Source organism: Stenotrophomonas sp. 57 (assembly GCF_030291075.1).
GTDB lineage: Bacteria > Pseudomonadota > Gammaproteobacteria > Xanthomonadales > Xanthomonadaceae > Stenotrophomonas.
The window spans coordinates 3,289,811-3,315,864 of record NZ_CP127407.1 but is presented as its reverse complement, the minus strand read 5'-3'; the positions used below and the strand labels follow the sequence as shown (position 1 = coordinate 3,315,864).

The following is a 26,054-nucleotide window of genomic DNA, read 5'->3' as shown; positions in this document are numbered from 1 at the left end:
GTACAATCCGGGCATGACCCGCGAACGGCTTACTTTCGTCATCGCCGCCTACAACGAGGCCCTGGCATTGCCGTTGCTGCATCCGCGGTTGTGCGCGGTGCTCGATGCGCTGCCCGACATCGACGGCCACATCCTGTACGTGGACGACGGCAGCCATGACGGCACCTGGGAGGTGATCGCCCGCCTGGCCCAGTCCGATGCGCGGGTTTCCGCACTGAAGCTGTCGCGCAATTTCGGCAAGGAAGCGGCACTGACCGCTGGCCTGGACCTGGTGCGCGAGGGTGCGGCGATGATCCTCGACGCCGACGGCCAGGATCCGCCCGAACTGGTGCCGCAGTTCGTCGCGCGCTGGCGCGAGGGCCATGACAACGTCTATGGCACGCGCATGGCGCGCGACGGCGAAGCCTGGGTGAAGCGTGCCACGGCAGCGATGTTCTACCGGGTGATGGGGCGCCTGTCGCGTACGCCGATTCCGGCCGACACCGGGGATTTCCGCCTGCTGTCGCCACGCGCGCTGAGTGCGCTCCGCGAGATGCGGGAGCGCCACCGCTTCATGAAGGGGCTTTTCAGCTGGGTGGGTTTCAAGCGGATCGCGGTGCCCTATCACCGCCATGCGCGCGTGGCCGGCACCAGCAAGTTCAGCTTGTGGCGGCTGTGGAACTTCGCGCTGGAGGGCATTACCGGCTTCTCCACCGTGCCGCTGCGGGCGGCGACCTACCTGGGGCTGGCAACGGCGGCGGTGGCCTTCGTGTTCGGCGTGTGGGTGATCGTCAAGGCCGCGCTTTACGGCGACCGGGTAGCAGGCTGGCCGACGATGATGGCGGTGATCCTGTTCCTGGGCGGCGTGCAGCTGATCGCGCTGGGCCTGATCGGCGAGTACCTGGGGCGGCTGTACGAAGAGTCCAAGCAGCGGCCGTTGTACCTGGTTGACGCGTGGCTAGCATCGTCCGTGGCAGACTCGGCGCTGCAACCCACCCTCGGAGGGCAGGCGGATGACCACGGTACGGCAACTGTTGGACGGCAAGTCTCCTGAAGTGCATGCGGTCGCGCCGGATGCGGCGGTGATCGATGCGATCCGGTTGATGGCGGAAAAGGGCATCGGTGCGGTGCTGGTGATGGACGGGCCGAAGTTGGTCGGCATCCTGTCCGAGCGCGATTACGCGCGCAAGATCGTGCTGCGTGATCGCTCCTCACGCGATACGGCGGTGGCGGAGATCATGACGGCGCAGGTGGTGACGGTGTCGCCGGGTGAGCAGGTGGAGCACTGCCTGCAGCTGGTGACCGACTACCGCATCCGCCACCTGCCGGTGGTGGAGGGCGCGCAGGTGCTGGGGGTGATCTCGATCGGTGACCTGGTGAAGTCGGTGATCGATGCGCAGCGGCGCGAGCTGGATCAGCTGCAGCAGTACATCGTCGCCGGGTGAGGGTATCGCTGGCGGGCCTGCGGCCCGCCGGCCCGCTTTTTGAAGCCAGAGCCAGAGCTGAGAGCAGCGCCTTCCTGATACGTTGGGAGGCGAAGGGTGCGGCTGGGCAGGACACGCCGTAAACCCATCCATGGGGGCTCGATGGCGCCTTGCTCGTGTGCGCTGTCCTGCGCACACGGCAAGACCAGGGTTGGGCGTCCTGCCCAACCCGCCCGAGGCATGCCTCGGGCCCATGGCGCCAACGGTCCTGCCCAGCCGCACCCTCCGCCTCTGGACACATTTCTGCGAGCGCGGTGCGTACATGCGCGGTGCCTCGCCCTTGGTAGCTGCCAACCTTGGTTGGTAACAGCTTTTGACTGTGCTTTTTTCTTTTGACTTTGAATTTCCGCTCTCGTTCCGCGCGCGGGAGACTGTCCGGAGCCGGAGCAAGGCGGCAGGCAGGACCGTGAGGCGCATGGATGCGCCGACCGAGCCTACATACAGGGACGTATTTACGGCGTGTCCTGCCTGTCGCCTTGCTGCGGCTCTATGCGCGGAAAAAGAGGCGCCGCGAACAACGCTGTAACCCTACTTCGCATACTGCCCACCGCAGTCGGCATCCTTCCCCGGCCCCAGCTCGATCGTTGCCAGCAATGCCGCCGGCGGGGCAATGCTGCCCAGCGCCAATGCCACGGCGCCTCGAATGCCCAGCGCCTTGAAGTCCGGACGGAACGAGGGGTCCTTGAACGTGCCCGTGATGTGCAGCGGCGAGCGCAGCACCAGGATGCTCTTGTCCTTCGGGCGGGGCTTCAGCAGCAGATCCAGCGTCTCGTCGTGCAGGCTGACCGTGCCTTCACCGATGAGGATCGTGTCGGTGGTATCCACCGCCAGTGCCTGGCTGGTCATCAGGCCGTCGCGCACGCCGAAGTCGGCGAAGGCACAGCGCAGCGGAATCTGCTTGTCGCCGGTCACCAGGAATTTCAGCGACTCGGTGATGTCCAGCCCGGCCAGTTCCATCACCAGGTTGCCGACGTGGCCGCGACCCATCGCCAGGCCGACCTTGCCACTGCTGCTGCCCAGCATCGCGGCGATCGAGTTGCCACGTCCGCTCAGGTCCACTTCACCGCCGATGCCGCCCTTGGCCTGCTCGGCCAGCTTCGCATCGGGGAACAGCTGGCCCAGCTGCACGCCGCGCACGGATGCCTTCAGCGCGGTGCGGATCTGCGGCTGGCGTGCATCCATGCGGATCGTGCTGCGGATATCGCCGCCGGCCACGCCGAAGTTCAGCGGGTCCAGCCGCAGCACGCCGTCATCCAGCAGCAGGTGCGCGTCCATGTCGTCCAGCGGCAACGAGGGTGCGTTGATACGGTGGGCCTTCCAGCGCACGTCGGCGTCCATCGCGCGCAGCTTGCCCAGGTTGTAGGGCGTGTCGGGCAATACCCGGCTGCTGGCGGCGACACGCGCGGCCTGCGCCTTTTGTTCGGCATTGGCGGTTTCACCGCTGCCGGTCTTCGGTGGCGCGCCGACGAAGCCGGCCAGGTCATCGAAGTCCAGACGCTTGGACTCCAGCGTCGCGGTCAGTCGTGGACGGTCGCGTCCCACCTCGAACTGCAGGTTGCCACCCAGGTCGCTGTCGCCAACCTTGCCGGTGAAGCTGTCGTAACGCCAGACGTTGTGGTCGCGCTTCAGGCGTCCGTCCAACGCATAGGGCGGTGAGGGCGGGATGGCGATGCCGAGCAGCGGGTAGAGGTCGGCCAGATCCTGGCCGCTGAGCGCGAACTGCAGGTCGAACACGCGCAGCTGGAACGGATTGGTCAGCGTGCCGCGGGCTACTGCGTGGGTGGCACCGGCGCGGCCGTCGAGGTGGATGCGGAACGGGTGATCGCTGTCGGTCAGTTCCAGCGGTGATTCGGTACCGCCCTGCAGGGTGAACGGGTTGCCTTGCCAGTGGCCCTTGCCCTGCACCAGCAGCGGCGGCGAGGCATCGGCCTGTTTCGGTTGGCCGCTGCGCACGCCCACGCGGATGTCGGTGCGGCCGAGTGCGTCGAGGAACTGCAGCCGGCCGTCGTCGATGCGCAGCCGCTTCAGCTGCGGGCTTGTTCCGCCGCTGCCGTCACCCAGGAAATCCCAGTTGCCCGGCTCGCCCTTGCGCGGGGCGGTTTCCAGCAGCACGTCCGGTCGGGTCAGGCGCACTTCCGGCAGCTGCACGCTGCCGCGCAGCAGGGGCCACACCCGCACGTCGATCTCGACGCGGTCGGCCGTGGCCATGTTCGGCTGCTTCGCCCAACCGGCGTTGGCGAAGGTGATCGCATCGGCGCGGATGGTGCTGGTGCGACCGAGGTCGACATCCAGGTGGCCGATGTGCAGTGCACGACCGGTGCGTGCCTGCACCGCGCGCTCGACCGGACCCTTGAACCAGTTCCAGTCCCACAGCGCGATCACCACCAGGATCACCGCCAGCACGAAGACCAGGACCGTCAGCCAGTGCCGGCCGCGCGGGCCAGGTCTGCGGAGGCGCCAACGGGAAGCGCGCGTTGTGGCAGGGGAAGCGGCAGCATTCACGCCGCCATGGTTGCCCCTTCATCGTGGACAGGGCGCGAAGCGTCCATGTGCGCGGTGTGCACAACCCGCGCGCCGTTACAGCACCTGCATGGTCACCGCGACGAAGTGGCAGACGCTGCCGCCGATCACGAACAGGTGCCAGATCGCATGCGAATAGGGGATCGATTCGCGGTGATAGAAGTAGGTGCCCAGCGTGTACGACAGGCCGCCGGCCAGCAGCCAGCCCAGCGTCCAGCCGTCGATCGAAGCCAGCATCGGCTTGATCGCCACGATCACCAACCAGCCCATGGCGATGTAGATGCCGGTGGAAAGCGCCTTGAAGCGGCCGGTGTAGAACAGCTTGAACACCACCCCGGCCAGGGCCAGGGTCCAGATCGCGGCGAACAGGCCCCAGCCCCACGGGCCACGCAGGCCGATCAGGGTGAACGGGGTATAGGTGCCGGCGATCAATACGTAGATCGCGCAGTGGTCGAACACCTTCAGCCGGCCCTTGGCGACCGGGTGCTGGATGGCGTGGTACAGGGTGGAGGCGGTGTACAGCAGCAGCAGCGCAATGCCGAATACGATCGCGCCGGCCAGCTGCCAGCCATCGCCGTAGATGGCGGCCAGCGTGATCAGTACCGCACCGGCGCCCAGGGCGAGCACGGCACCGAGGCCGTGGGTCAGGGCGCTGGCGATTTCTTCGCGGATCGAAGCAACGGAAGTCGTGGACATGGCGTAGGCATCGTTCGCGGGGAGGGGGACCCGCGCCCCCCTATCATCGCCGCGATGGGCGGCCCGTGCACGCCGGTCACCGTATCGTGGATGAATCCCCGGGTCGCACGGATGAACCGGCGACGGGTGCTGGGGTCAGAGCCCTTTACTGCGGAAAGGGATCCGACCCCGTGGCATCAGCCCACCGAAGCCGTATGCGCCGCTTCGCGGGTGGCCGAGAAGCGCACGTCCGGCGAGCGTTCCTGCGCCAACTGCAGGTTGACCCGGGTCGGTGCGAGATAGACCAGGTGTCCGGCCGCATCCAGTGCCAGGTTCAGCGCGTTCTTCTCGCGGAACTCTTCCAGCTTCTTCTCGTTGCTGCAGTGGACCCAACGCGCCGTGGTCACGCTGACCGGCTCGAAGGTGGCTTCCACGCCGTACTCGTCCTTCAGGCGGTAAGCGGCCACGTCGAACTGCAGCACACCGACCGCACCCAGGATCAGGTCGTTGCTGGTCAGCGGGCGGAAGAACTGGGTCGCGCCCTCTTCGGACAGCTGGGCCAGGCCCTTCTGCAGCTGCTTGAGCTTGAGCGGATCGCGCAGGCGTGCGCGGCGGAACAGCTCCGGGGCGAAGTTCGGAATACCGGTGAAGGTGACCGCTTCGCCTTCGGTGAAGGTATCGCCGATGGAGATGGTCCCGTGGTTGTGGATGCCGATCACATCGCCTGGCCACGCCTCGGCGGCGATCTCGCGGTCGCTGGCCATGAAGGTCAGCGCGTTGGCCAGCTTCATTTCCTTGCCGGTGCGCACGTGGAAGGTCTTCATGCCGGCGCTGAAACGGCCCGAGCAGACGCGCATGAACGCCACGCGGTCACGGTGCTGAGGATCCATGTTGGCCTGGATCTTGAACACGAAGCCGGTCAGCTTGTTCTCTTCCGGGGCAATCTCGCGGCCGGTGGTGGAGCGTGCCTGCGGCGACGGCGCATGCTCGACGAAGAAGTCCAGCAGCGGCTGCACGCCGAAGTTGTTCACGCCCGAGCCGAAGAACACCGGGGTCTGCTTACCGGCGCGGTAGGCCTCCAGGTCGAACGGGTGGCTGGCGCCCTGCACCAGTTCCAGTTCGTCGCGCAGGTCGGCCAGCATCTGTGCACCGATCTTCTCGGCCAGGCCGGGCGCATCGATGGACGGGAAGATGGTCGAGTCCTGGCGGGTGAAGTTGCGGCCCGGTTCATACAGGTGCACTTCGCCGGTGAGCAGATGCACCACGCCCTTCAGGCGCTGGCCCATGCCGATCGGCCAGGTGACCGGGGCGCACTGGATGCCCAGCACGGTTTCCACTTCATCCAGCAGCTCGATCGGGTCCTTGCCCTCGCGGTCGAGCTTGTTGATGAAGGTCATGATCGGGGTGTCGCGCAGTCGGCAGACTTCCATCAGCTTGATGGTGCGCTCTTCCACGCCCTTGGCCACGTCGATCACCATCAGCGCCGAGTCCACCGCAGTGAGCACGCGGTAGGTGTCCTCGCCGAAGTCGGCATGGCCGGGGGTGTCGAGCAGGTTGACGATCTTGCCTTCGTAGGGGAACTGCATCACCGAGGAGGTGACCGAGATGCCGCGTTCCTTTTCCAGCGCCATCCAGTCGGACGTTGCATGGCGGGCGGCCTTGCGGCCCTTGACCGAACCGGCCATCTGGATCGCGCCTCCGAACAGCAGCAGCTTTTCGGTCAGCGTGGTCTTGCCGGCGTCAGGGTGGGAGATGATGGCGAAGGTGCGGCGACGCGACGCTTCGTTGGCGACTTCGGACATGGCAGTGGCGCCCGCCCGGGGCGCTTTTCAAAGAGATAAGCGCCCGATTATACCGGCCGGGGCCGGTCAGCGCCCGGTGCCACCGTCGGCCTCGCCCTGGCGGGCGAACTGCAGCTGGCCCTGTTCGGTGAAGATGCGCGCCGGCACCGAGCGCAGGCCCATGCCGCGGTTGACCTGTACCACGAAGTGCAGGTGTGGGGCGCTGCTGTAGCCACTGTTGCCGGACAGGCCGAGGGGTTGCCCGGCTCCCACCGCCTGGCCACGGCGCACGCGCATGCCGCCCGCCTGCAGGTGGCCGTACAGGGCCATGCTGCCGTCGCTGTGCAGCACGCGGATGAAATTGGCACGGGCGCCATCGCGTTCGCGGTCCTGGCCGTTGCCACGGAAGCCATCCTGGATCTGCATCACCGTGCCCTCGCGTGCGGCCATCACCAACGTGCCTTCAGGCAGCGCGAAGTCGACCGCGTCGCGGTTCTCTTCGTCATCGTGGCTGAACCGGCCTTGCGGGGCCTGGTCTACGCGCGGGCGCGCATCATCGAAGGGCAGGCGATAGGCCACGTCCTCGGCCTGTGCGGCAGGGTTGCCCGGCACCGACTGCAGGCGCAGGTCCAGCATCCGGCCGTTGACCGGCGCGGGCAGGTGGCCGACCACCAGGCTGCCGTCACCCTGGATCAGCGTCTGCACCGGCAGGCCGTCGACCGGGTGCCCGGGGGCCGCGCGCAGCTCGACCTGCAACGGGCCGGCCAGGGTGTTGTCCACGCGGGCCTGCCATTGCTCGCCGATCGGCTGCAGGCGCAGGTGGGCCATCGGTGCGGCAGCCTCGGAATCGCCTGCGCGGGCGGCAGAAGCAGGAGGAGGCACCAGTCCCCAGCCCTGTCGCCAGTCGCCGGCGCTGGCCGTCGCACTCGCCAGCAGGGGCAGCAGCAGGCAGGTCAGGGGCAGGCGTGGCATCGGCGGTTCCAGCGGCAGGGACCGCCGGGACTGTACCGGATCCTGAACGGAACGACCGCGACGCCCCTCGCATACCTGGGATGAAAATATTCATCGCTTTATCCGCATGAAGGGATTGACAGTGCCCGGAAGGGCTGGCATCGTGGCCTCACCATCGAGACCGGCAGAGGGACAGGCCCTTTGAAGCCGGGGCAGCCCGCGGATGCGCAAGCGTCCGCGTAGGTGCCAAATCCTGCGGGGACCGTGGCGTCCACCGAAAGATGGTTCGAACCATGCACCACACGTGCATCTCGAACGCGGGCCCCGCGAAGGCTCGATGGCCGATTCCCCAACCGGATCCCGCCATGAGCTTCGCCGCCAGTACTGCCGTTCGCCCCGAACCCTTTGTCCCCGTCAGCGTGCCGGTCGAAGACCGTGTGCATGCCGAGCGCGGTGAGTTCGCCGCGGTGCTGTCGATGCGTCATGCCGGCCCCAGCCCGGTGCGCCTGCGCTATGAGTGGGTCGGCCCGGCCAACGCGCCGGTGGTGGTGCTGGCCGGCGGCATCTCCGCGCATCGCCATGTGGCCTCCAACGCACAGTTCAGCGAGAAGGGCTGGGCCGAAGAGCTGGTCGGCAGTGGCCGCACGCTGGATCCGCAGCAGCTGCGCGTGCTGGCGTTCGATTTCATCGGCGCCGACGGTGCGCTGGACGTGCCGATCGATACCGCCGACCAGGCCGATGCGCTGGCACTGCTGCTGGATCATCTGGGCATCCGCACGCTGAAGGCCTTCGTCGGCTATTCGTATGGCGCCCTGGTCGGCCAGCAGTTCGCGATCCGTCATCGTGCCCGCGTGCGCCAGCTGGTGCTGGCCAGCGGTGCACACCGACCGCACCCGTATGCCGCCGCCTGGCGCGCCCTGCAGCGCCGCGCCGTCGCGCTGGGCCAGCTGCAGTGCGGTGAAGACCATGGCCTGGCGCTGGCCCGGCAGTTCGCCATGCTCAGCTACCGCACTCCGGAAGAGTTCGGCGAGCGCTTCGACGCCGCGCCGGAAGTGATCAACGGCCGCGTGCGCGTGGCCGCCGAAGACTATCTCGACGCCGCCGGCGCGCAGTACGTGGCGCGCACACCGGTGACCGCCTACCTTCGCCTGTCCGAATCGATCGACCTGCACCGCGTCGACCCCGCCGCCATCCTGCCGCCGACCGTGGTGGTGGCCGTGGAAGGTGACCGCCTGGTGCCGCTGGCCGACCTGGTCGGCCTGGTCGAGGGGCTGGGACCGCGCGGCAGCCTGCGCGTGCTGCGTTCGCCCTACGGCCACGACGCCTTCCTCAAAGAAGCCGATCGCATCGACGCGATCCTGGCCACCGCCTTCCGCACCTCTGGAGAGTCCGCATGAGCCTGCACGCCAACGAGCCGTCCTGTAGCCGCACCACTGCCGCCGTCCGTGCCGGCATCGATCGCGACACCGCGCATGGCGCGGTCACGCCGCCGATCGTGCTGTCGTCGAACTTCAGCTTCGCAGGCTTCGGCAACAAGCGCCAGTACGACTACACACGCAGTGGCAACCCTACCCGCGACCTGCTGGGTGAAGCGCTGGCCGAGCTGGAAGGCGGCGCGGGTGGCGTGATCACCGCCACCGGCATGGGTGCGATCAACCTGGTGCTGAACGCACTGCTGCAACCGGGCGATACCCTGGTGGTGCCGCACGATGCCTATGGTGGCAGCTGGCGCCTGTTCAATGCGCTGGCAAAGAAGGGCCACTTCGAACTGGTCACCGCCGACCTGACCGATCCGCGCGCGCTGGCGCAGGCGCTGGCCACCCAGCCGAAGCTGGTGCTGGTGGAAACCCCGTCCAACCCGCTGCTGCGCATCACCGACCTGCGCTTTGTCATCGATGCCGCGCACAAGGCCGGTGCCCTGGTGGTGGTCGACAACACCTTCCTGTCGCCGGCCCTGCAGCAACCGCTGTCGTTCGGTGCGGATCTGGTGCTGCATTCCACCACCAAGTACATCAACGGCCACAGCGATGTGGTGGGCGGCGCGGTAGTCGCGCGCGATCCGGCAGTGCACGAGCAGCTGGTGTGGTGGGGCAACGCGCTGGGCCTGACGGGTTCGCCGTTCGATGCCTTCCTGACCCTGCGCGGCCTGCGCACGCTGGATGCGCGCCTGCGCGTGCACCAGGAGAACACCGCGTCGATCGTTGCGTTGCTGGACCAGCATCCGGCGGTCGGCCGCGTCCATTATCCGGGTCTGGTCGATCACCCGGGCCACGCCATCGCTGCCCGCCAGCAGAGTGGTTTCGGCGCGATGCTGTCGTTCGAGCTGGCTGACTGCGAAGGCGACGATCCGTATGCCGCAGTGCGTGCCTTTGTCGATGGCCTGCGCTGTTTCACCCTGGCCGAATCGCTGGGCGGCGTCGAAAGCCTCGTCGCGCATCCGGCCACCATGACCCATGCGGCGATGACGGCCGAAGCGCGTGCCGCCGCCGGCATCAGCGAAGGCCTGCTGCGCCTGTCGGTGGGCATCGAGGCCGAGCGTGACCTGCTGGCCGATCTGGGCGCCGCGCTGCAGCGCGCCGAAGCGGTGATTGATGCGGCTGCGCGCCGCAAACAGGTGGTGGATGCATGAGCGCGCTCGCCGCTGACATTCCTGCGCTGGGCGTGGGACGCCTGGCGCTGCTCGGTACTGGCACGGTCGGCTCGGCCTTCGTGCAGCGTTACCAGGCATTGCGGGCGCGCGGGCTGGAACTGCCCAGCGTGCAGTGGCTGGCCAATTCACGCACTGCGCTGGAGATCGATCGTGATCTGGCGTTGCCGCTGGAGCTGGCACGGCGTGCACCACGCGATGGCCAGAGTTCGCCGCCGTGGGCGAGTGCCGAAGGACTGGAGCGTGGCGACGTGGTGGTCGACGCCACCGCCAGCGAGGACGTGGCCGCGCGCCACGTGCAGTGGCTGGCGCGCGGCGTGCACGTGGTGACCGCCAACAAGCTGGGCCGTGGTGCGCAGCTGGCACGCGCGCAGGCGATTGCCGAAAGTTGCGCCGACAGTGGCGCGCGTTATGGCGACAGCGCGACGGTGGGCGCGGGCCTGCCGCTGTTGAGCAGCCTGCGTGCACTGGTGGCCGGGGGCGATCACATCCATGCCATCGAGGGTGTGCTGTCCGGTTCATTGGCATGGCTGTTCCATCGTTACGACGGCCAGTCGCCGTTCTCGGCGGCGGTGCGCGAGGCGCTGGCAGCCGGCTACACCGAGCCCGATCCGCGCCTGGACCTGTCCGGCGAAGACGTGCGGCGCAAGCTGCTGATCCTGGCGCGCAGCAGCGGGCTGGCGCTGGATGCCGCGCAGGTGCAGGTGGATTCGCTGGTACCCGCGGCGCTGGCAGCATTGCCGCTGGAGGAAGCGGTGGGCGCGCTGGAACAGCTGGATGCGCCGCTGCAGGCACGTTGGCAGCAGGCGCGCGACAACGGCCACGTGCTGCGTTTCGTTGGTCGTGTCGATGGCGAGGGTGCGCAGGTGGGCCTGCGCGAGCTGCCGGCCAATCATCCGCTGGCACAGGGCGCAGGCACCGACAACCGCGTGGCCATCCACAGTGATCGCTATCAGCGCCAGCCGTTGTTGATCCAGGGCCCGGGTGCGGGCGCTGAGGTGACTGCGGCTGCGTTGCTGGATGACGTGCTGCGGATCGTGGGATGAGCGCACCGCTTCTGTAGAGCCGAGCCCATGCTCGGCTGCCCCTGACAGAATCCCCCTCCTGCCGGATGAGCCGAGCATGGGCTCGGCTCTACAGGGGGGCTGCCGTTCAATGCGCCTTCAATGCCTTCAGCAACGCGGCATTGAACTGCTTCGGGTCCTGCACCTGCGGCGAATGGCCCAGTTCGGCGAACTCGACCAGCGTTGCGCCGGGAATGGCGGCCGCTGCGGCCTTGCCGAGCACCGGGTAATTGCCCAGCGTCGCCTTCACCGTCGGCGGCGCCAGGTCCCGGCCGATCGCAGTGCGGTCCTTCTGGCCGATGAACAACGTGGTCGGTACCTGCACGTTCTTGAGTTCGTAGACCACCGGCTGGTTGAACACCATGTCCGAGGCCAGTGCCTGGCTCCACGCAACGGCCTGTTTGCCTGGGCCTTCGTACATGCCTGACTGCATGCGTGCCCACGGCTCGTAGGCTGGCTTCCATTTGCCATCGTAGTACACCTCCAGCTGGTAGCGCCGGATGCTGTCATAGCTGATGTTCAACTCGCCGGCATACCACGTATCCACGCTGCGCCATGGCACACCCAGCGCTTTCCAGTCTTCCAGTCCGATCGGGTTGACCAGCGACAGGCTGCGCAGGTCCTGCGGGTACATCAGCGCGTAGCGCACCGCCAGCATGCCGCCCATCGAGTGGCCGACCAGGTGCACCGGCACATCACCCAGCTGCAGCTGCTGCAGCAACGCATGGGTGTTGGCGGCCAGCTGCGCGAACGTGTACTGGTAGCGCTCGGGCTTGCTGGACTTGCAGAAGCCCACCTGGTCCGGGGCAATCACCCGGTAGCCGGCGGCGATCAGTGGCTTGATCGATTCCTTCCAGGTGGCCGCACAGAAGTTCTTGCCATGCAGAAGCACCACGACGCCGGCCGGTGCCTTTTTCGGCGCGATATCCAGGTAGGCCATTTCCAGCGACTGCCGCTGCGACTCCAGTGCGAAGGTCTTCACCGGATAGCCGTAGTCGAAGCCCTCCAGGCGTGGCCCATAGGTGGGCGCGGCGAGGGCGGACAGCGGAAGGCAGGCAAGCAGGGCGGCGGCGATCACGCGCATGGGGCAATCCGGGGCGGGGGAGCCCCGAGCCTAACCGGAACGCAGTGACGGTGTTGTCCGACCCGGCAAGGGCGACTGGGTAGCGTCGACTGTTAGTCGGCTACCGCGCGCAGCGCGGGATTTTCGCGGCCTGAGGGAAGAGCAGTCGACCCACGGTCGACTCCATCTGCGGCCCGGCGCCATTGCGCCGGGGCCCGCCACCCTCAGCACTCGATGACGTTCACCGCCAGGCCACCACGGCTGGTTTCCTTGTACTTGTCCTGCATGTCACGGCCGGTATCGCGCATGGTCTTGATCACCTTGTCCAGCGACACCTTGTGCTTGCCGTCGCCACGCATGGCCATGCGCGAGGCGTTGATCGCCTTCACCGCGCCCATCGCATTGCGCTCGATGCACGGAATCTGCACCAGGCCTCCGATCGGGTCGCAGGTCAGGCCGAGGTTGTGCTCCATGCCGATTTCCGCGGCGTTCTCGATCTGGCTGGGGTTGCCGCCCAGCGCGGCGACCAGGCCGCCGGCCGCCATCGAGCAGGCCACGCCCACTTCACCCTGGCAGCCCACTTCGGCGCCGGAGATCGAGGCGTTCTCCTTGTAGAGGATGCCGATCGCTGCCGAGGTCAGCAGGAAGTCGAACACGCGCTGCTCGTTCGCACCCGGGCAGAAGCGATCGAAGTAGTGCAGCACCGCCGGCAGCACGCCGGCCGCACCGTTGGTCGGCGCGGTGACCACGCGACCACCGGCGGCGTTTTCCTCGTTCACCGCCAGCGCATAGAGGTTGACCCAGTCCAGCGTGGTCAGCGGATCGCGCATCGCCGCTTCCGGCTTCGATGACAGCTCGCGGTACAGCGCCGGCGCGCGGCGGCCCACCTTCAGGCCACCCGGCAGCACGCCTTCCTCGCGGATGCCCCGTGCCACGCACGACTGCATGGCGCTCCAGATCTCGCGCAGGTTGGCGCGGATCTCGTCTTCGCTGCGCCAGCACTTCTCGTTCTCGAACATCAGCTGGGCGATGCTCAGGCCGCTGCGCGCGGTCTGCGCCAGCAGCTCGTCGCCGCTCTTGAACGGATAGGGCAGCGGGGTCTCGTCGGGCACGATGCGGTCATCGGCCGCGTCGTCCTGGTTGACCACGAAGCCACCACCGACGGAGTAGTAATCGCGGGTGGCGATCACTTCGTCCTCGGCGTTGTACGCGGTGAAGCGCATGCCATTGGTGTGGTACGGCAGCTTCTGGCGCTTGTTCATGCCCAGGTCGCGCTTCTCGTCGAAGGCGATCTCGTGCTGGCCCATCAGCTGGATGCGCTTGCTGCTGCGGATGCGCTCCAGCGTGGCCGGGATGATGTCCGGGTCGATCAGGTTGGGCCGCTGGCCTTCCAGGCCCAGCAGGATCGCCTTGTCGGTGCCATGGCCGCGGCCGGTCAGCGCCAGCGAGCCATAGACATCGGCGCGGATGCGCGCGACCTCGTACAGGCGACCCGGGTCGAGCAGCCAGCGGTGGATGAATCGCTCGGCGGCCTTCATCGGCCCGACGGTGTGCGAGGAGCTCGGGCCAATGCCGATCTTGAAAACGTCGAACGTGCTGACAGCCATGGTTGCCGTACTGCGGGTACCGGAAGAGACCGCTATTCTAGCGGTTCATGCCGCACTTCCATGGCTGCGGCGCAGCATTTCGGCAGAGGGAGCCAAACCGGTGTTGACCCTGTTCCAGCGCGACGACTGCCATCTGTGTGACATGGCCCTGGCCGAGCTGGCCAAGGCGCGGGCACCGGAGTTCGAATCGGTGTTCCTGGATGACCAGCCGGCGCTGGAAGCACGCTATGGCGCCCGCGTGCCGGTGTTGCGCGACGAGGCAGGCGGCCGCGAACTGGACTGGCCGTTCGACGCGGCCCGCGTGCGGGCCTGGCTGGCCGCGGGTTGAATCCGCCGGGCAGGGCCCGGCGGCAGATGCGGTCGCGGCGCGCGCAGCAGCCGAGCGTGGCTCGGCTCTACAGAATGCGGCCGGGGCGGTGCCCCGGCCCAGTGCTCATTTCGCGTCAAACTTCACGATCGTGCTGATCGCGGTTTCGTCCGGGATGGTCTTGGTGTCGGCCCAGTCGCCGCCGCCGACGCCGAAGTCCAGGCGCTTGACCGTGGCCTTGCCGGTCAGCACCGGCTGGGTGCCCGGCTTCCAGGTGAAGGTGAGGGTGACCGGCTTGCTGACGCCACGCAGTTCCAGGGTGCCATCGGCGGCGAACTGGTCATTGCCCACCGCGCGGAAACCCTTTGCGGTGTAACGCGCGGTGGCGAACTTGCCGACGTTGAAGAAGTCGGCACCCTGCAAGGTCGAGTCACGGTCGCTGTTGCCGCTCTTGGCGCCTGCAAGCGGGATCACCACGTCCAACGAACCAGCGGCCGGATTGGCCGGGTCGAAGCTGAGCTTGGTGGCAAAGCCCGGGAAGCTGCCGGTGAACACTTCGCCGTCGTACTTGGTGGCGAACACCAGGATCGAGCCCGCGCCGGGGGCCTGCGCATAGTCGGCGGCGAGCACCGGGGCGGTGGCCAGCATGCCGGACAGGGCGGCGGCCACGGCGGCCGGAGTGGTCAGTTTCAGGTTCATCGGTCAGTCCTTCTGAGGGGAGGCGAGCCAGCCGCGCGGCAACATGCGGGACAACGTCGCATCGCGCTGGAAGAGGTGGTGGTAGAAGGCAGCGCCGGCATGGGCCAGCACCACCGCGATCAACAGCCAGAAGCCGTATTCGTGGATGGCATGCGATACCGCCACCACCTGCGGATCGGGGCCGCTCAGCTTGGGCACGTCGACCAGGCCGAACCAGCGGAACGGGCGCAGGCCACTGGCCGAGTCGTACAGCCAGCCCGACAGCGGGATGGCGAACATCAGCACATACAGCAGCACGTGGGTGGCACTGGCGATGCGTTCCTGCCAGCTGGGCACGCCCGGCACCGGCTTCGGCGCGCCGGCATACAGGCGCCAGCCGAGGCGGAACAGCACCAGCGCCAGCACGGTGATGCCGATCGACTTGTGGGCGGTGTAGACCCAGAAGTACTTCGGGGTCTTGGGCAGTTCACCCATGGTCAGGCCGACCACGCCCAGGGCGAGGATCAGCAGTGCGATCAACCAATGCAGGATCTGGCTGACACTCCCCCAGGCGGCGGGGGTGTTCTTGGCGGTCATGAAGGGTCCTCTAGCGGGCCGTCTTGGGGTCGGAGTGCGGAACGGGAGCGGGAGTTCCCGGGGCGTCGCTGCGGTCGAGGGTGGCTTCAGCCTCGATCCTCAGCTGTACTGCATCACCGATGACGCCCGGCCAGGCGGTGATGCCGAACGCGCGCCGGCTCAGCGTGGTGCTGGCGGAAAAACCGGCGGTGCGTCGGAACGGTGGGAGCGGGTAGCGCTTGATGGCATTGAGGGTCACCTCCAGCGTGACCTCCTGGCTGACCCCGCGCAGGGTCAGCGTGCCGATCACGTGCGCGCGCCTGGCATCGATCGGTTCGACCCGGCTGGAGACGAAGCGCGCGTTGGGGAAGCGCTCGCCGTCCAGGAGGCTGCGGGCCAGGGTGGCCTCGTTCCACTTTGCATCGCCCAGGTCCAGTCGCGACACCGGTACGCTGACGTCCAGTGTGGCGCCGCGCCAGTTGTCGGGATCGAACTGCAAGCGGCCCTCGCTGCCGGAAACCGTCCCCATGGCCTGCGAATAGCCGGCATGGTCGATGCTGAACAGCACCCGCGTGTGCACCGGATCGATGCGATAGGTATCGGCGTCCGCCCAGGCAGGGGCGGTGGCGAGCAGCATCGGCAGCAGGGCCAGGCAGGGACGCATCGATGGCGGGCTCCGGAAAGGGACGCTGTGATCATACGCACAGGCCCCTGCCAAGGATGCGTGCATGGCTGCAACAGTTCGTGGTGGCCTTGCGCCGGCAACAGGCTGTTGCAGCCATGGACCCGGCCTGTGTGACAATCGGGCCAGGACAGGGGGTTCAGGATGACGAGCGGCTGGCGCCTGTGGTGCCTGGGCATCGCGGGAACGGGGCTGCTGCTGTTGGCGTCCGCCACAGCGGCTGCGGCCCTGGACATGGCAGAAACACCGCGCCTGCGGCGCTTCGGTGCCGCCGAAGGCATGCCGTCGCGCATGGTGCTGGCGCTGGCCGAGGACCGCCAGGGCCATATCTGGGCTGCAACCGATGGTGGCCTGGTGCGTTACGACGGCAGCTCGCTGCGGGTCTGGGAGCACGATCCGGAGCAGCCTGGCTCGTTGCCCGGCAACGAGATCGAGACCCTGCTGGTCGATCCGCTGGACCGGGTATGGGTGGGCATCAATGGCAAGGGCGTGGCCCGCCTGGATGCCGACCGCGAGCGCTTCAGGACCTTCGATGCGGTCAATGGCCCCTGCATGAGCCAGTTCTGGACACTGGCGTATGCCGCGGACGCGTTGTGGATCGGCACCAGCAGCCAGGGCATCTGCCGGTTCGGCGAGGACGGCAGCCTGCGTTTCTTCAAGCACGACCCGGCCCGCGCCGACGGCCTGCCCAGCAACACCATCTACAGCAGCCTGGTCGATGCCCGCGGCCGCCTGTGGATCGGCACCGAGGCCGGGGTCGCGCGCTGGAACGGCGTTGGCTTCGAGCCGGTGGCACCGCACGAACTGGGCGCGCTGAGCGTGCTGCGGATGAGCCGTGATCCGGACGGTTCGATCTGGCTTGGCAGCCAGAACGACGGCCTGTACCGCATCGATGCGCAGGACCGGGTCAGCCGTCCGCGCTGGAGCGACAGCGCCCGCCTGCGCTCGGCGCTGGTGCTGGCCGATCGGCGGGGTGGCTACTGGGCCGGCACGTCCGACGGCCTGCTGCGCGGCGACGCCAGTGCGCTGTGGCGCCTCGAGGGCGACCGCGGCAGTGGTTTCCTCACTGCACAGAGCGGTGTGCTCGACATGCTGCAGGACCATGAGGGCGGACTTTGGGTGGCGTTGTTGACCCAGGGCCTGGCTTACCTGCCGCCGGACTGGCGCCGCTTCTCGATCTGGAACCAGCTCGATGGCAAGCCGCTGGACAGCCAGTACCTGCTGGGCGCGGCCAGTGATGGCCACAACTACTACGTGGGTTCGGCGCATGGCGTGTATCAGCTGGATGCGAAGGGCACGCTGCGCCTGCTCGCCAGCGACCGCCAGATTGGCAGTGGTGCGGTGTGGTCTGTCCTGCCGCGGCCGGACGGGCGCCTGTGGCTGGGGCGTGCCGGCCGTATCAGCGTGTATGACCCGGCCACCCGCGCGCTGCACGATTGGCATATCGATGGAGGCGCCGACCTGCGCCAGCGCATCGACCTGATGCGGCAGGCACCCGATGGCACGGTCTGGCTGTCGGTGATGAATCTGGGCCTGCAGCAGCGCAGTGCGGATGGCCGGGTGCTGCGCAGCTATCCACTCGATGATTTCCGCAAGGCGGCCGATTCACCCATCGAGCAGATCCGCTTTGATGCCCATGGCAAGGCGTGGGTGATGGGCGACATGGGTATCTGGCGCGAGCAGGCCGGACGCTTCGAAGCGGTGCCGGGTGTCTCGCGTGGTCTGATCTACGACCTGGTGTGGGTGGATCCGCAACAGTTGTGGCTGGCCCGCCAGGGCGCGCTGGAGCGCTACCAGTGGGATGGCATGAGCCTGCGCCTGATCCAGCGCATTGATGGAAGCGCCGGAGTGCCGCCGGTCAGCATGGGCGGCCTTGCATTGGCCGACAATGGCCGGGTGTGGGCAACCACGCCGCGCGGCCTGCTGCGCTGGGATCCGAAAGCACGGCGCCTGCAGTTGTTCAACGAACGCGACGGCCTGTCCGATGCCGAGTTCACCAGCCGTCCGCCGGCGGTGAATGCCGATGGCCGCGTGCTGGCCGTGGCCCAGACCGGCCTGGTCGCTTTCGACGTGAATGCCGACGACGTCGTGCTGCCCGGGTCGTCGCTGGTGATTGCCGAGGTGCGCGTGCGCCGCGACGACGCGCGCGGCTGGCAGCCGCTGCCGAACACCGGCACCCTGCTGCTGGGACCGGATGATCGCGATCTGCAGATCGATGCGCGGCTGCTGTCGTATGCCAACCCCCAGGGCAACCGCTACCGCTTCCGGGTACGCGGGTATGACCAGAACTGGGTGGAGCAGGGCGGCGACGGTCAGCGCACACTATCGAGACTGCCCACCGGCAGCTACGTCATCGAAGTGCAGGCGGCCACCGCCAATGGTGCGTGGACGCCTTCGCAGCAGCTGCAGGTGAAGGTGCTGCCACCGTGGTGGCGCAGCGGCATGGCGATCTTCGGCTACATCCTGATCGGTTCGCTGCTGCTGCTCATCCTGGTCTGGTCGATCCGTGCGCGCCTGCGCCGTCGCCAGCAATGGCAGTTGACCGTGCACAAGCAGGAGCTTGCCGAACAGGCCTCGCAGGCCAAGAGCCGGTTCCTGGCCACGCTGGGGCACGAAGTGCGCACGCCGATGACCGGCGTGCTCGGCATGAGCGAGCTGCTGCTGGCCACACCGCTGGACCCGGTGCAGCGCAGCTATGCCGGCTCGATCCAGCAGGCCGGCAGCCATCTGCTGCGGTTGGTCAACGATGCGTTGGACCTCGCGCGCATCGAGGCGGGCCGGCTGGAGCTGGATCTGCGCCCGTTCGACCTGGCCGGCCTGCTCGACCAGGTGCAGGCGCTGATGCAGCCCATGGCGAGGCAGCGCAGGCTGGATTTCCAGCGTGGCGACGATCCGCCTGGCCCGATCAGCGTCAGTGGCGACGAGATGCGTGTGCGGCAGATCCTGCTCAACCTGCTGGGCAATGCGATCAAGTTCACCGAGCGCGGTCATGTCGGCCTGGCCGTGCACCTGGAAGCGAACGGCGGCGGGCTCTGTTTCGAAGTGCATGACAGTGGCCCGGGCATCAGTGCCGAGCAGCAGGATCGCCTGTTCCATCGCTTCGAACAGGCCGATGGTCCGCGCACGGCATCGCGTTATGGCGGCAGCGGGCTGGGCCTGGCGATCTGCCAGGAGCTGGCCGTGGCGATGGGTGGGGGCATCGAAGTGGACAGCCAGCCAGGCAAGGGCGCGCGCTTCCGGGTGCGGTTGCCGCTGCCGTGGACCCGGCAGGCAGCGGCCGCTGCAGGCGAAGCGACGGCGCCGCTGGTGCTGCCGCCATTGCGCATCCTGCTGGTGGAGGACGATGCCACCGTAGCCGAGGTCATCGCAGGCCTGCTGCGTAGCCGTGGCCATGACGTGGTGCATGTGCTGCACGGCCTGGGAGCCTTGTCGGAGATCGCGACCGACGGCTTCGATGTCGGCCTGCTCGACCTCGACCTGCCGGCGCTGGACGGTACTGCGATTGCACGCCAGCTGCGCACTCTGGGCTACGAGCTGCCACTGGTGGCGGTCACCGCACGCTCCGATGCCTATGCTGAATCGCAGGTGCTCGCTGCCGGTTTCGATGGCTTCCTGCGCAAGCCGGTCACCGGCGACATGCTGGTGACAGCGATCATCCAGGCGCGCACTAAACGACAGACCACGACTTGAAAACGTCGGCGCCGGGCGTGAACGGCGCGACTTTCGGTTTACCATGCCGACGCCCGCAGCGCGGGAATCATCAGGGCAGCGTGAGGAGGCAATCGGTGGCGTATCTGCGGGCGGCGATGCTGCTGCTGATCCTCCTGTGCTGCCTGTCACCCGCTGCCGCGCAGCCGGTGCCCCCGAGCCCGCGCCAGGTGACGGTGTTCGACGGCCTGCCCTCCAATACCGTCAACCGCATGGCCGAAGACCGCTACGGCTACCTGTGGATCGCCACCAACGACGGTCTGGCTCGTTACGACGGGCGCAACTACCGGATCTGGCGCTCGGAGGATGGCCTGCGCGACAACCGCATCTGGACGGTCCTGGTCGATGCGCGCAACCAGCTCTGGATCGGGACCGAGAACGCGGGCCTGGTACGGATGTCGGCCGACCGCCGCCAGCTGCATTTCTACGACCGCAGCAGCCAGCCACTGATGGGGACCAACACGGTCTGGAGCCTGGCCACCACCCCCGACGGTGCGATCTGGTTCGGCACCCACGAAGGTGGCCTGTACCGGCTGGACAGCCAGGACCGCCTGCAGCGTTTCCTGCCCGAGGCCAACAATCCGCGCAGCCTGCCCGCCGCCTCGGTGCCGTACCTGGCCACGCTGGCCGATGGCAGCCTGTGGGTCGGCACCAAGCATGGCGTGGCGCGCTGGACCGGCACCGACTTCGAGCGGGTCGGCACGGATGTCATTCCCAGCCTGCTGATCAATGGATTGACCAGCGAACCCGATGGCAGCCTGTGGATCAGTACGACGGCCGGCGCCACGGTGCGTCGCCCCGACGGGCGTTTTGAATCGCCGCCATGGAAACTACCGTCGGGCGAGCAGGTGCTCGGCATGATGCTGCGCGATGAACAGGGCGGCCATTGGCTGGATACCCGTACCGGGCTGGGTCGGGCCGTGGATGGGCAGTACCAGACCGTTCCGCTGTACAGCGCCGTTGCGCGCGGGCCGGTGCGGCCGAACTGGACTGGCGCCTACGAGGACCGCGAAGGCGGCATCTGGCTGGCCAGTACCAATGCCGGCCTGTGGCACCTGCTGCCGCGCTGGTGGCAGTTCTCGGTGCTGTCGCGGCTGGAGGATGACGCCGGTTCGCTGCGCAATGCCTTCGTGCTGGGCACCAGCCCTTCCAGCAATGGTGGCATCTGGACGGTCGGCAGCCACGGCGCGCTGGACCGGTTCGATCCCAGGACCGGCAGGATCGAGCAGCACCGCACCTGGGTCAACGGCATGTACTGGCTGTCCTCGGTACGCGAGGATCGCCGCGGCCAGGTCTGGATCGGCTCGACCGATGCATTGCTGCGCTATGACCCGAAGCGACGTGAGCTGCGTCGCTGGGGCCGTGATGCAGGGGCCGACGCGGCCATGGAAGGGGTCATCGAGTCGATGATGACCTGCGACGGCGACAGTCTCTGGTTGATGTTGCCTGCAGGCCTGCAGCAGCGTGACCTCGACGGTCGCCTGCGCCGCCAGCTGGAAAACGGCCAGCGCGGCCTGCAGCAGGGCCAGCTCAACCTGGATGTGGAATGCGGGCCGCAGGACCACATCTGGCTGGCCAGCAGCCGTGGCCTGCTGCAGTGGCTGCCGGAAAGCGAGCGCTTCCAGCCGGTGCCGGGTGCGCCGGCGACCGCGATCCATGCGTTGCACGTGGGCCGCGATGGCCAGGTCTGGCTGTCGGAGGACGGCCGCCTGTCGCGCTACCGCTGGAGCCACGGCCGGTTGGAGCGGCAGGCCGTTGTCGGCGCGGAGCAGGGCTACCCGGCGATCTCCGCCTCCGGGCTGGTGGTCGATGCACAGGGCGTGGCCTGGGCCACCAGTGCGCGCGGCCTGGTCCGGGTGGGCGCCGACGGGCAGAGCGTGCGCCTGTACGGCGTGCACGACGGCCTGCCCAGCCAGGAGTTCCGCGAGCACACGTTGGCGATGTCCGGCGATGGCCATCTGGTGGCCGGTACCCCGGCCGGCGTGGTGGTGTTCGACCCGGAACAGGTGCGGCCGTCGGTGCGGCGCGCGCCGCTGGTGATCGAGCGGGTTGAAGTCCGCCGCAACGAGCAGGTACTCGACCTGACCCACGACACGCCCCTGCAGATTGCCGATGGTGATCGTGACCTGCGCATCGTCGCGCGGTTGCTGTCATTCGCCGATTCGGCGTCCAACAGCTATCGCTACCGCCTGGCGGGCTACGACCCCGATTGGGTGGAAGTAGGCCCGGCCGGTGAGCGCCTGTTCTCGCGCCTGCCGCCGGGCAGCTACCGCCTGGAAGTACAGGCGCGCTCGGCCGACCACGTCTGGTCGCGGGTGCAGAGCCTGGAATTCCGCGTGCAGCCGCCATGGTGGCGCAGCCTGTCCGGACTGCTGGTATTGGCTTCGATCGCACTCCTGTTGACCAGCTGGTTTGCCTGGCTGTACCGCCGCCGCCTGCAGCGGCGCCATGCCTATCAGCTGGCATTGCACAAACAGGAACTGGCCGAACAGGCCTCGGCGGCCAAGACCCGCTTCCTGGCCAATCTCGGCCACGAAATCCGCACGCCGATGACCGGCGTGCTCGGCATGAGCGAACTGCTGCTGGCCTCGCCGCTGGACCCCCAGCAGCGCGGCTACACGCAGTCGATCCGGCATGCCGGCGAACACCTGCTTCACTTGGTCAACGATGCCTTGGACCTGGCACGGATCGAGTCCGGACGGCTGGAACTGCAGTCAAGGCCGTTCGCGCTGAGCTGCCTGCTGCAGGATCTTGCCGCCCTGATGGGACCGCTGGCAGCACAGAAGGGCCTGCGCTTCACCCTCGACAACCAGCTGCCGCCGGGCCTGCAGGCCACCGGCGATGCAATGCGGGTACGGCAGATCCTGCTCAACCTGCTCTCCAACGCGGTCAAGTTCACCAGCCGCGGCACCATCACCCTGCATGCGCGCAGCGACGGCGAGCTGCGCGCGCTGCATTTCGAAGTGCGCGATACCGGTCCGGGCATCAGCCAGGAACAGCAGCAGCGCCTGTTCCGCCGCTTCGAACAGGCCGACGGCGCCCGCACCGCCGCGCAGTACGGCGGCAGCGGCCTGGGCCTGGCGATCTGCCGCGAACTGGCGCAGGCGATGCAGGGGCGTATCCAGGTAGAGAGCCAGCTGGGTCGCGGCACGTGTTTTGGCGTGACCCTGCCGTTGCCGCTGGTGGTCGATGCAAGTACTGAAGCAGACGGCCAGGCGCACCGTGAAGAGGCGGCCAACATGCCGCCGCTACGCGTGCTGCTGGTCGAGGATGACGCGACCGTGGCCGACGTGGTACGCGGCCTGCTGAGCGCGCGTGGGCATGAGGTGGTGCATGCGGGGCATGCGCTGGCGGCGCTGCGCGAGATCAGTGCCGGTGATTTCGATGTCGGCCTGCTGGATCTGGACCTGCCGGGCCTGAGTGGTTTCGAGCTGGCCCAGCACCTGCGCAACCAGGGCTACATGCTGCCGCTGCTGGCGGTGACGGCGCGGACCGATCCGGACCTGCAGCAGCAGGTGGAAGCAGCCGGCATCGGTGGTTTCCTGCGCAAGCCGGTGACCGGTGAGCTGCTGGTGGAAGCGATCGCCCGGGTGATGGGGCGGTAGGGTTCATTGCAGGACTTGCAGCCCCACCACCCACGGAATGCTCGCTGTTGCTGTTGCTTCGGCCTCTGCGGGTGCAGGGCCGCACGCCCTGCAGAACCCCCTCACTCCGCGACGTGCTCGACCTGCCGTGGCTCAGGCTTGGTATCGGGCAGCTGCCAGAAGATCATCGTCGAGGTCAGCGTGATCGCGCCCACACACAGGAAGGTGGCATGCAACGCCGCTGTGGCATCGGTGCTGTCCAGATGATTTCCGAATGCGGCCAGCAGGCTGCCGGCGGCAGCAGCACCGAAGCCGGCCGCGAGCATCATCACCATCGACAGCAGGCTGTTGCCGGAGCTGGCGAACTCGCGGTCCAGATCACGCAGGGTCACGGTGTTCATGACGGTGAACTGCAGCGAATTGACCGCGCCGAAGAACGCCAGCTGCAGCAGGCGCCAGGCCAGGTGCTGGCCCGGTGTCATCAGGATGAAGCTGGCCATCGCAAGGCCCACCAGCACGGTGTTGACCATCAGCACGCGGCGGTAGCCGAAGCGTTCGACCAGCTTCACCGCCAGCTGCTTGGAGACCATGCCAGCGGCGGCCACCGGCACCATCATCAGGCCGGCGTTCATCGGGCCCAGGCCCAGGCCGACCTGCAGCAGCAGCGGGATCAGCATCGGCATGGCGCTGCTGCCGATGCGCGAGAACAGGTTGCCGAGGATGCCGATGCGGTAGCTGGGCACGCGGAACAGCGCCAGCGAGAACAACGGTGCGGTCGAATTGGCCGCATGCAGCCAGTACCCGACCAGCGCGGCCAGGCCGGCCACGGTCATCAGCATGATCAGTGCGTGCGGCGTGCCCAGTCCGGAGATGCCATCCAGTGCCAGCGACAGCACCACCATCGCGAAGGCCAGCATGATGTAGCCGCGCAGGTCGAAGCGGGTGCGATGGCTGGCGTAGTGGTCCGGCATGATCTTCATCGCAGCGATGAAACCGATCACGCCGATCGGCAGGTTGATCAGGAACACCCAGTGCCACGAGGCGATTTCCACCAGCCAGCCGCCGAGGGTGGGGCCGATCAACGGGCCGACCAGGGCGGGGATGGCGATGAAGCTCATCGCGCGCAGGAAATCCTCGCGCGGCACCGAGCGCATCACCGCCAAGCGGCCGACCGGCAGCAGCATCGCGCCACCGATGCCCTGCAGCACGCGCGCGCCGACCAGCTGGTGCAGGTGCTGGGCCAGCGCGCAGGCCAGCGAGCCGAGGGTGAACAGGATGATCGCTACCAGGAAGGTGCGGCGGGTGCCGTAGCGGTCGGCGATCCAGCCGGAGGCGGGGATGAAGGTGGCGACCGCCAGCGCGTAGCTGAACACCACCGACTGCATCTGCAACGGGCTTTCGCCCAGGCTCTTGGCCATCGCCGGCAGCGCGGTGTTGACGATGGTCGAATCGAGCATCTGCATGAAGATCGCCAGCGAAACCAGCCAGAGAAGCGGGCGGAAACGGGCGTATTCGGCGGCGGATGCGGCGGTGTCGGGTGCGGGCGCGCCTGCGGGCGACGGTTCGGACATGGCGTGGGGGCCGGTGCAGCGTGGGGCGCCATGATCGCGCAATGCGGGTCACGGCGCGATCAATGCCGCGCCGTGGCCCGTGCCGGGGTTCAGCGCTGGCTGTGCGCGTGCACTGCGTCGACCAGCACCTGCACGTGCGCCGGGTCCATGTCCGGCGACATGCCGTGGCCGAGGTTGAATACATGGCCCTCGCGCGAACCACCATTGCCCGCGGCATAGGTATCGAGCACGCGCGCGGCAGCGGCGGCGATCGCATCCGGCGATGCGTACAGCGTGGTCGGGTCGAGGTTGCCCTGCAGGGCGACGCGACCACCGGTGCGGCGCATGGCCTCGTCCAGGTCCAGTGTCCAGTCCAGGCCCAGCGCATCGGCGCCGGTCTGCGACAGCGCTTCCAGGTGCAGGCCGGTACCCTTGCCGAACAGGATCAGCGGCGTGCGCTCGCTGCCTTCGCCGCGTTCCAGGCCTTCGGCGATGCGCTGCAGGTAGCGCAACGAGAACTCGCGGTACATCGCCGGCGACAGCACGCCGCCCCAGGTGTCGAACACCTGCAGGGCCTGCGCGCCAGCTGCGCGTTGCGCGCCGAGGTAGGCGATGACCGCGTCGGTGGTGACCTCCAGCAGGCGGTGCAGGGCCTGCGGGTGGTTCAGCGCCATCGCCTTGATGCGCGCGAAATCCTTGCTGCCGCCGCCTTCCACCATGTAGCAGGCCAGCGTCCACGGGCTGCCGGAGAAACCGATCAACGGTACCTGGCCGTCCAGCTCGCGGCGGATCAGGCGCACGGCGTCCATCACATAGCCCAGGTCCTGTTCCATGTCCGGCACCGCCAGCCTGGCGATGGCGGCTTCATCGCGCACCGGGTGGCGGAACTTCGGGCCTTCGCCCTCAACGAAGTACAGCTCCAGGCCCATCGCATCGGGAATGGTGAGGATGTCCGAGAACAGGATCGCGGCGTCCAGCGGGAAGCGGCGCAGCGGCTGCAGGGTGACTTCACAGGCGATCTCCGGGTTCTTGGCCATGGCCAGGAAGCTGCCGGCCTTGGCCCGGGTCGCGCGGTACTCCGGCAGGTAGCGGCCGGCCTGGCGCATCAGCCAGACGGGGGTGCAGTCCACCGGTTCGCGGCGCAGGGCGCGCAGCAGGCGATCGTTGCGGAGAGGGCTGGTCACGATGGGCATTCCTT

At 67.9% G+C, this 26,054-nt stretch carries 19 protein-coding genes and 1 riboswitch; of the genes, 8 read left to right on the top strand and 11 right to left on the bottom strand.

Annotation, left to right across the window (positions count from 1 at the left end; translation table 11 throughout):
• Positions 1-13: 13 nt before the first annotated feature.
• Positions 14-1,033, top strand: coding sequence for a glycosyltransferase family 2 protein (locus tag QP512_RS15315; RefSeq protein WP_286069475.1), 1,020 nt, complete (start codon positions 14-16; stop codon positions 1,031-1,033).
• Positions 993-1,424, top strand: a complete 432-nt coding sequence (locus tag QP512_RS15310) for a CBS domain-containing protein (protein WP_286069474.1) — start codon at positions 993-995, stop codon at positions 1,422-1,424. Before QP512_RS15315 ends, QP512_RS15310 begins: the two co-directional genes overlap by 41 nt.
• Before the next feature lie 567 nt (positions 1,425-1,991).
• Here the strand turns inward: QP512_RS15310 and QP512_RS15305 are convergent.
• From QP512_RS15305 to QP512_RS15290, 4 genes are all read right to left on the bottom strand, one after another.
• Complete coding sequence (locus QP512_RS15305; RefSeq protein ID WP_286069472.1) at positions 1,992-3,965, bottom strand: AsmA family protein; 1,974 nt, start codon at positions 3,963-3,965, stop codon at positions 1,992-1,994.
• Between the two features lie 75 nt (positions 3,966-4,040).
• On the bottom strand, positions 4,041-4,679 hold the full coding sequence (locus QP512_RS15300) for a hemolysin III family protein (protein WP_049409061.1): 639 nt from the start codon (positions 4,677-4,679) through the stop codon (positions 4,041-4,043).
• 176 nt (positions 4,680-4,855) lie between these two features.
• A complete protein-coding gene (locus tag QP512_RS15295; RefSeq protein WP_286069471.1) occupies positions 4,856-6,460 on the bottom strand; it encodes a peptide chain release factor 3 in 1,605 nt (534 codons plus the stop codon).
• 66 nt (positions 6,461-6,526) lie between these two features.
• Positions 6,527-7,411: a M23 family metallopeptidase gene (locus QP512_RS15290; protein WP_286069470.1), complete on the bottom strand. Its 885-nt coding sequence runs from the start codon at positions 7,409-7,411 to the stop codon at positions 6,527-6,529.
• A gap of 148 nt (positions 7,412-7,559) precedes the next feature.
• Positions 7,560-7,678: riboswitch (SAM riboswitch) on the top strand.
• A gap of 77 nt (positions 7,679-7,755) precedes the next feature.
• On the opposite strand from QP512_RS15290, the gene QP512_RS15285 reads away from it, so the two are divergent.
• The 3 genes from QP512_RS15285 to QP512_RS15275 are packed head-to-tail and all read left to right on the top strand — an operon-like array spanning position 7,756 to position 11,083.
• Positions 7,756-8,787 (top strand): homoserine O-succinyltransferase, encoded by a 1,032-nt coding sequence (locus QP512_RS15285; RefSeq protein WP_286069469.1) that lies wholly within the window; start codon positions 7,756-7,758, stop codon positions 8,785-8,787.
• Positions 8,784-10,019 carry an O-succinylhomoserine (thiol)-lyase gene (locus tag QP512_RS15280; RefSeq protein ID WP_286069468.1) on the top strand — a complete coding sequence of 412 codons (1,236 nt, stop codon included), beginning with the start codon at positions 8,784-8,786 and terminating at the stop codon, positions 10,017-10,019. The genes QP512_RS15285 and QP512_RS15280 overlap by 4 nt, the downstream gene beginning before the upstream one ends.
• Positions 10,016-11,083 (top strand): homoserine dehydrogenase, encoded by a 1,068-nt coding sequence (locus QP512_RS15275; protein WP_286069467.1) that lies wholly within the window; start codon positions 10,016-10,018, stop codon positions 11,081-11,083. The genes QP512_RS15280 and QP512_RS15275 overlap by 4 nt, the downstream gene beginning before the upstream one ends.
• A gap of 106 nt (positions 11,084-11,189) precedes the next feature.
• Here QP512_RS15275 and QP512_RS15270 read toward each other — a convergent pair whose 3' ends face one another.
• The gene (locus tag QP512_RS15270; RefSeq protein WP_286069466.1) at positions 11,190-12,185 is read right to left on the bottom strand and encodes an alpha/beta hydrolase; all 996 of its coding nucleotides are present in this window, start codon (positions 12,183-12,185) and stop codon (positions 11,190-11,192) included.
• Between the two features lie 203 nt (positions 12,186-12,388).
• The gene (locus QP512_RS15265; protein WP_286069465.1) at positions 12,389-13,771 is read right to left on the bottom strand and encodes an L-serine ammonia-lyase; all 1,383 of its coding nucleotides are present in this window, start codon (positions 13,769-13,771) and stop codon (positions 12,389-12,391) included.
• A 100-nt stretch (positions 13,772-13,871) separates the two neighbouring features.
• On the opposite strand from QP512_RS15265, the gene QP512_RS15260 reads away from it, so the two are divergent.
• The gene (locus QP512_RS15260) at positions 13,872-14,099 is read left to right on the top strand and encodes a glutaredoxin family protein (protein ID WP_286069464.1); all 228 of its coding nucleotides are present in this window, start codon (positions 13,872-13,874) and stop codon (positions 14,097-14,099) included.
• A 105-nt stretch (positions 14,100-14,204) separates the two neighbouring features.
• Here the strand turns inward: QP512_RS15260 and QP512_RS15255 are convergent, their stop codons facing one another.
• From QP512_RS15255 to QP512_RS15245, 3 genes are read right to left on the bottom strand one after another with little or no spacing between them, the layout of a single operon-like run.
• Entirely contained in the window at positions 14,205-14,777 is a 573-nt protein-coding gene (locus QP512_RS15255; RefSeq protein ID WP_286069462.1) for a YceI family protein, read from the bottom strand.
• A 3-nt stretch (positions 14,778-14,780) separates the two neighbouring features.
• Complete coding sequence (locus tag QP512_RS15250) at positions 14,781-15,353, bottom strand: cytochrome b (protein ID WP_005410672.1); 573 nt, start codon at positions 15,351-15,353, stop codon at positions 14,781-14,783.
• A gap of 10 nt (positions 15,354-15,363) precedes the next feature.
• Positions 15,364-15,996, bottom strand: a complete 633-nt coding sequence (locus tag QP512_RS15245; protein ID WP_286069461.1) for a YceI family protein — start codon at positions 15,994-15,996, stop codon at positions 15,364-15,366.
• Between the two features lie 162 nt (positions 15,997-16,158).
• Here QP512_RS15245 and QP512_RS15240 point away from each other — a divergent pair, with 162 nt between their 5' ends.
• Positions 16,159-19,704, top strand: a complete 3,546-nt coding sequence (locus tag QP512_RS15240; RefSeq protein ID WP_286069459.1) for an ATP-binding protein — start codon at positions 16,159-16,161, stop codon at positions 19,702-19,704.
• Positions 19,705-19,799: 95 nt separating this feature from the next.
• Positions 19,800-23,327, top strand: coding sequence for a hybrid sensor histidine kinase/response regulator (locus QP512_RS15235; protein ID WP_286069457.1), 3,528 nt, complete (start codon positions 19,800-19,802; stop codon positions 23,325-23,327).
• A 101-nt stretch (positions 23,328-23,428) separates the two neighbouring features.
• Here QP512_RS15235 and mdtD read toward each other — a convergent pair whose 3' ends face one another.
• Positions 23,429-24,877: a multidrug transporter subunit MdtD gene (gene mdtD, locus QP512_RS15230; RefSeq protein WP_286069456.1), complete on the bottom strand. Its 1,449-nt coding sequence runs from the start codon at positions 24,875-24,877 to the stop codon at positions 23,429-23,431.
• A gap of 89 nt (positions 24,878-24,966) precedes the next feature.
• A complete protein-coding gene (gene hemE / locus QP512_RS15225; protein WP_012481016.1) occupies positions 24,967-26,049 on the bottom strand; it encodes a uroporphyrinogen decarboxylase in 1,083 nt (360 codons plus the stop codon).
• Positions 26,050-26,054: the final 5 nt, after the last annotated feature.

Excerpts from the sequence above, each read along its gene's own strand:
- QP512_RS15310 (WP_286069474.1), top strand. The coding sequence starts at position 993 with ATGACCACGGTACGGCAACTGTTGGACGGCAAGTCTCCTGAAGTGCAT.
- QP512_RS15270 (WP_286069466.1), bottom strand. The coding sequence starts at position 12,185 with ATGCGCGTGATCGCCGCCGCCCTGCTTGCCTGCCTTCCGCTGTCCGCC.
- QP512_RS15280 (WP_286069468.1), top strand. The coding sequence starts at position 8,784 with ATGAGCCTGCACGCCAACGAGCCGTCCTGTAGCCGCACCACTGCCGCC.
- QP512_RS15245 (WP_286069461.1), bottom strand. The coding sequence starts at position 15,996 with ATGCGTCCCTGCCTGGCCCTGCTGCCGATGCTGCTCGCCACCGCCCCT.
- QP512_RS15300 (WP_049409061.1), bottom strand. The coding sequence starts at position 4,679 with ATGTCCACGACTTCCGTTGCTTCGATCCGCGAAGAAATCGCCAGCGCC.
- QP512_RS15250 (WP_005410672.1), bottom strand. The coding sequence starts at position 15,353 with ATGACCGCCAAGAACACCCCCGCCGCCTGGGGGAGTGTCAGCCAGATC.
- QP512_RS15240 (WP_286069459.1), top strand. The coding sequence starts at position 16,159 with ATGACGAGCGGCTGGCGCCTGTGGTGCCTGGGCATCGCGGGAACGGGG.
- QP512_RS15285 (WP_286069469.1), top strand. The coding sequence starts at position 7,756 with ATGAGCTTCGCCGCCAGTACTGCCGTTCGCCCCGAACCCTTTGTCCCC.
- QP512_RS15295 (WP_286069471.1), bottom strand. The coding sequence starts at position 6,460 with ATGTCCGAAGTCGCCAACGAAGCGTCGCGTCGCCGCACCTTCGCCATC.
- mdtD (WP_286069456.1), bottom strand. The coding sequence starts at position 24,877 with ATGTCCGAACCGTCGCCCGCAGGCGCGCCCGCACCCGACACCGCCGCA.
- QP512_RS15255 (WP_286069462.1), bottom strand. The coding sequence starts at position 14,777 with ATGAACCTGAAACTGACCACTCCGGCCGCCGTGGCCGCCGCCCTGTCC.
- QP512_RS15265 (WP_286069465.1), bottom strand. The coding sequence starts at position 13,771 with ATGGCTGTCAGCACGTTCGACGTTTTCAAGATCGGCATTGGCCCGAGC.
- hemE (WP_012481016.1), bottom strand. The coding sequence starts at position 26,049 with ATGCCCATCGTGACCAGCCCTCTCCGCAACGATCGCCTGCTGCGCGCC.
- QP512_RS15275 (WP_286069467.1), top strand. The coding sequence starts at position 10,016 with ATGAGCGCGCTCGCCGCTGACATTCCTGCGCTGGGCGTGGGACGCCTG.
- QP512_RS15315 (WP_286069475.1), top strand. The coding sequence starts at position 14 with ATGACCCGCGAACGGCTTACTTTCGTCATCGCCGCCTACAACGAGGCC.
- QP512_RS15290 (WP_286069470.1), bottom strand. The coding sequence starts at position 7,411 with ATGCCACGCCTGCCCCTGACCTGCCTGCTGCTGCCCCTGCTGGCGAGT.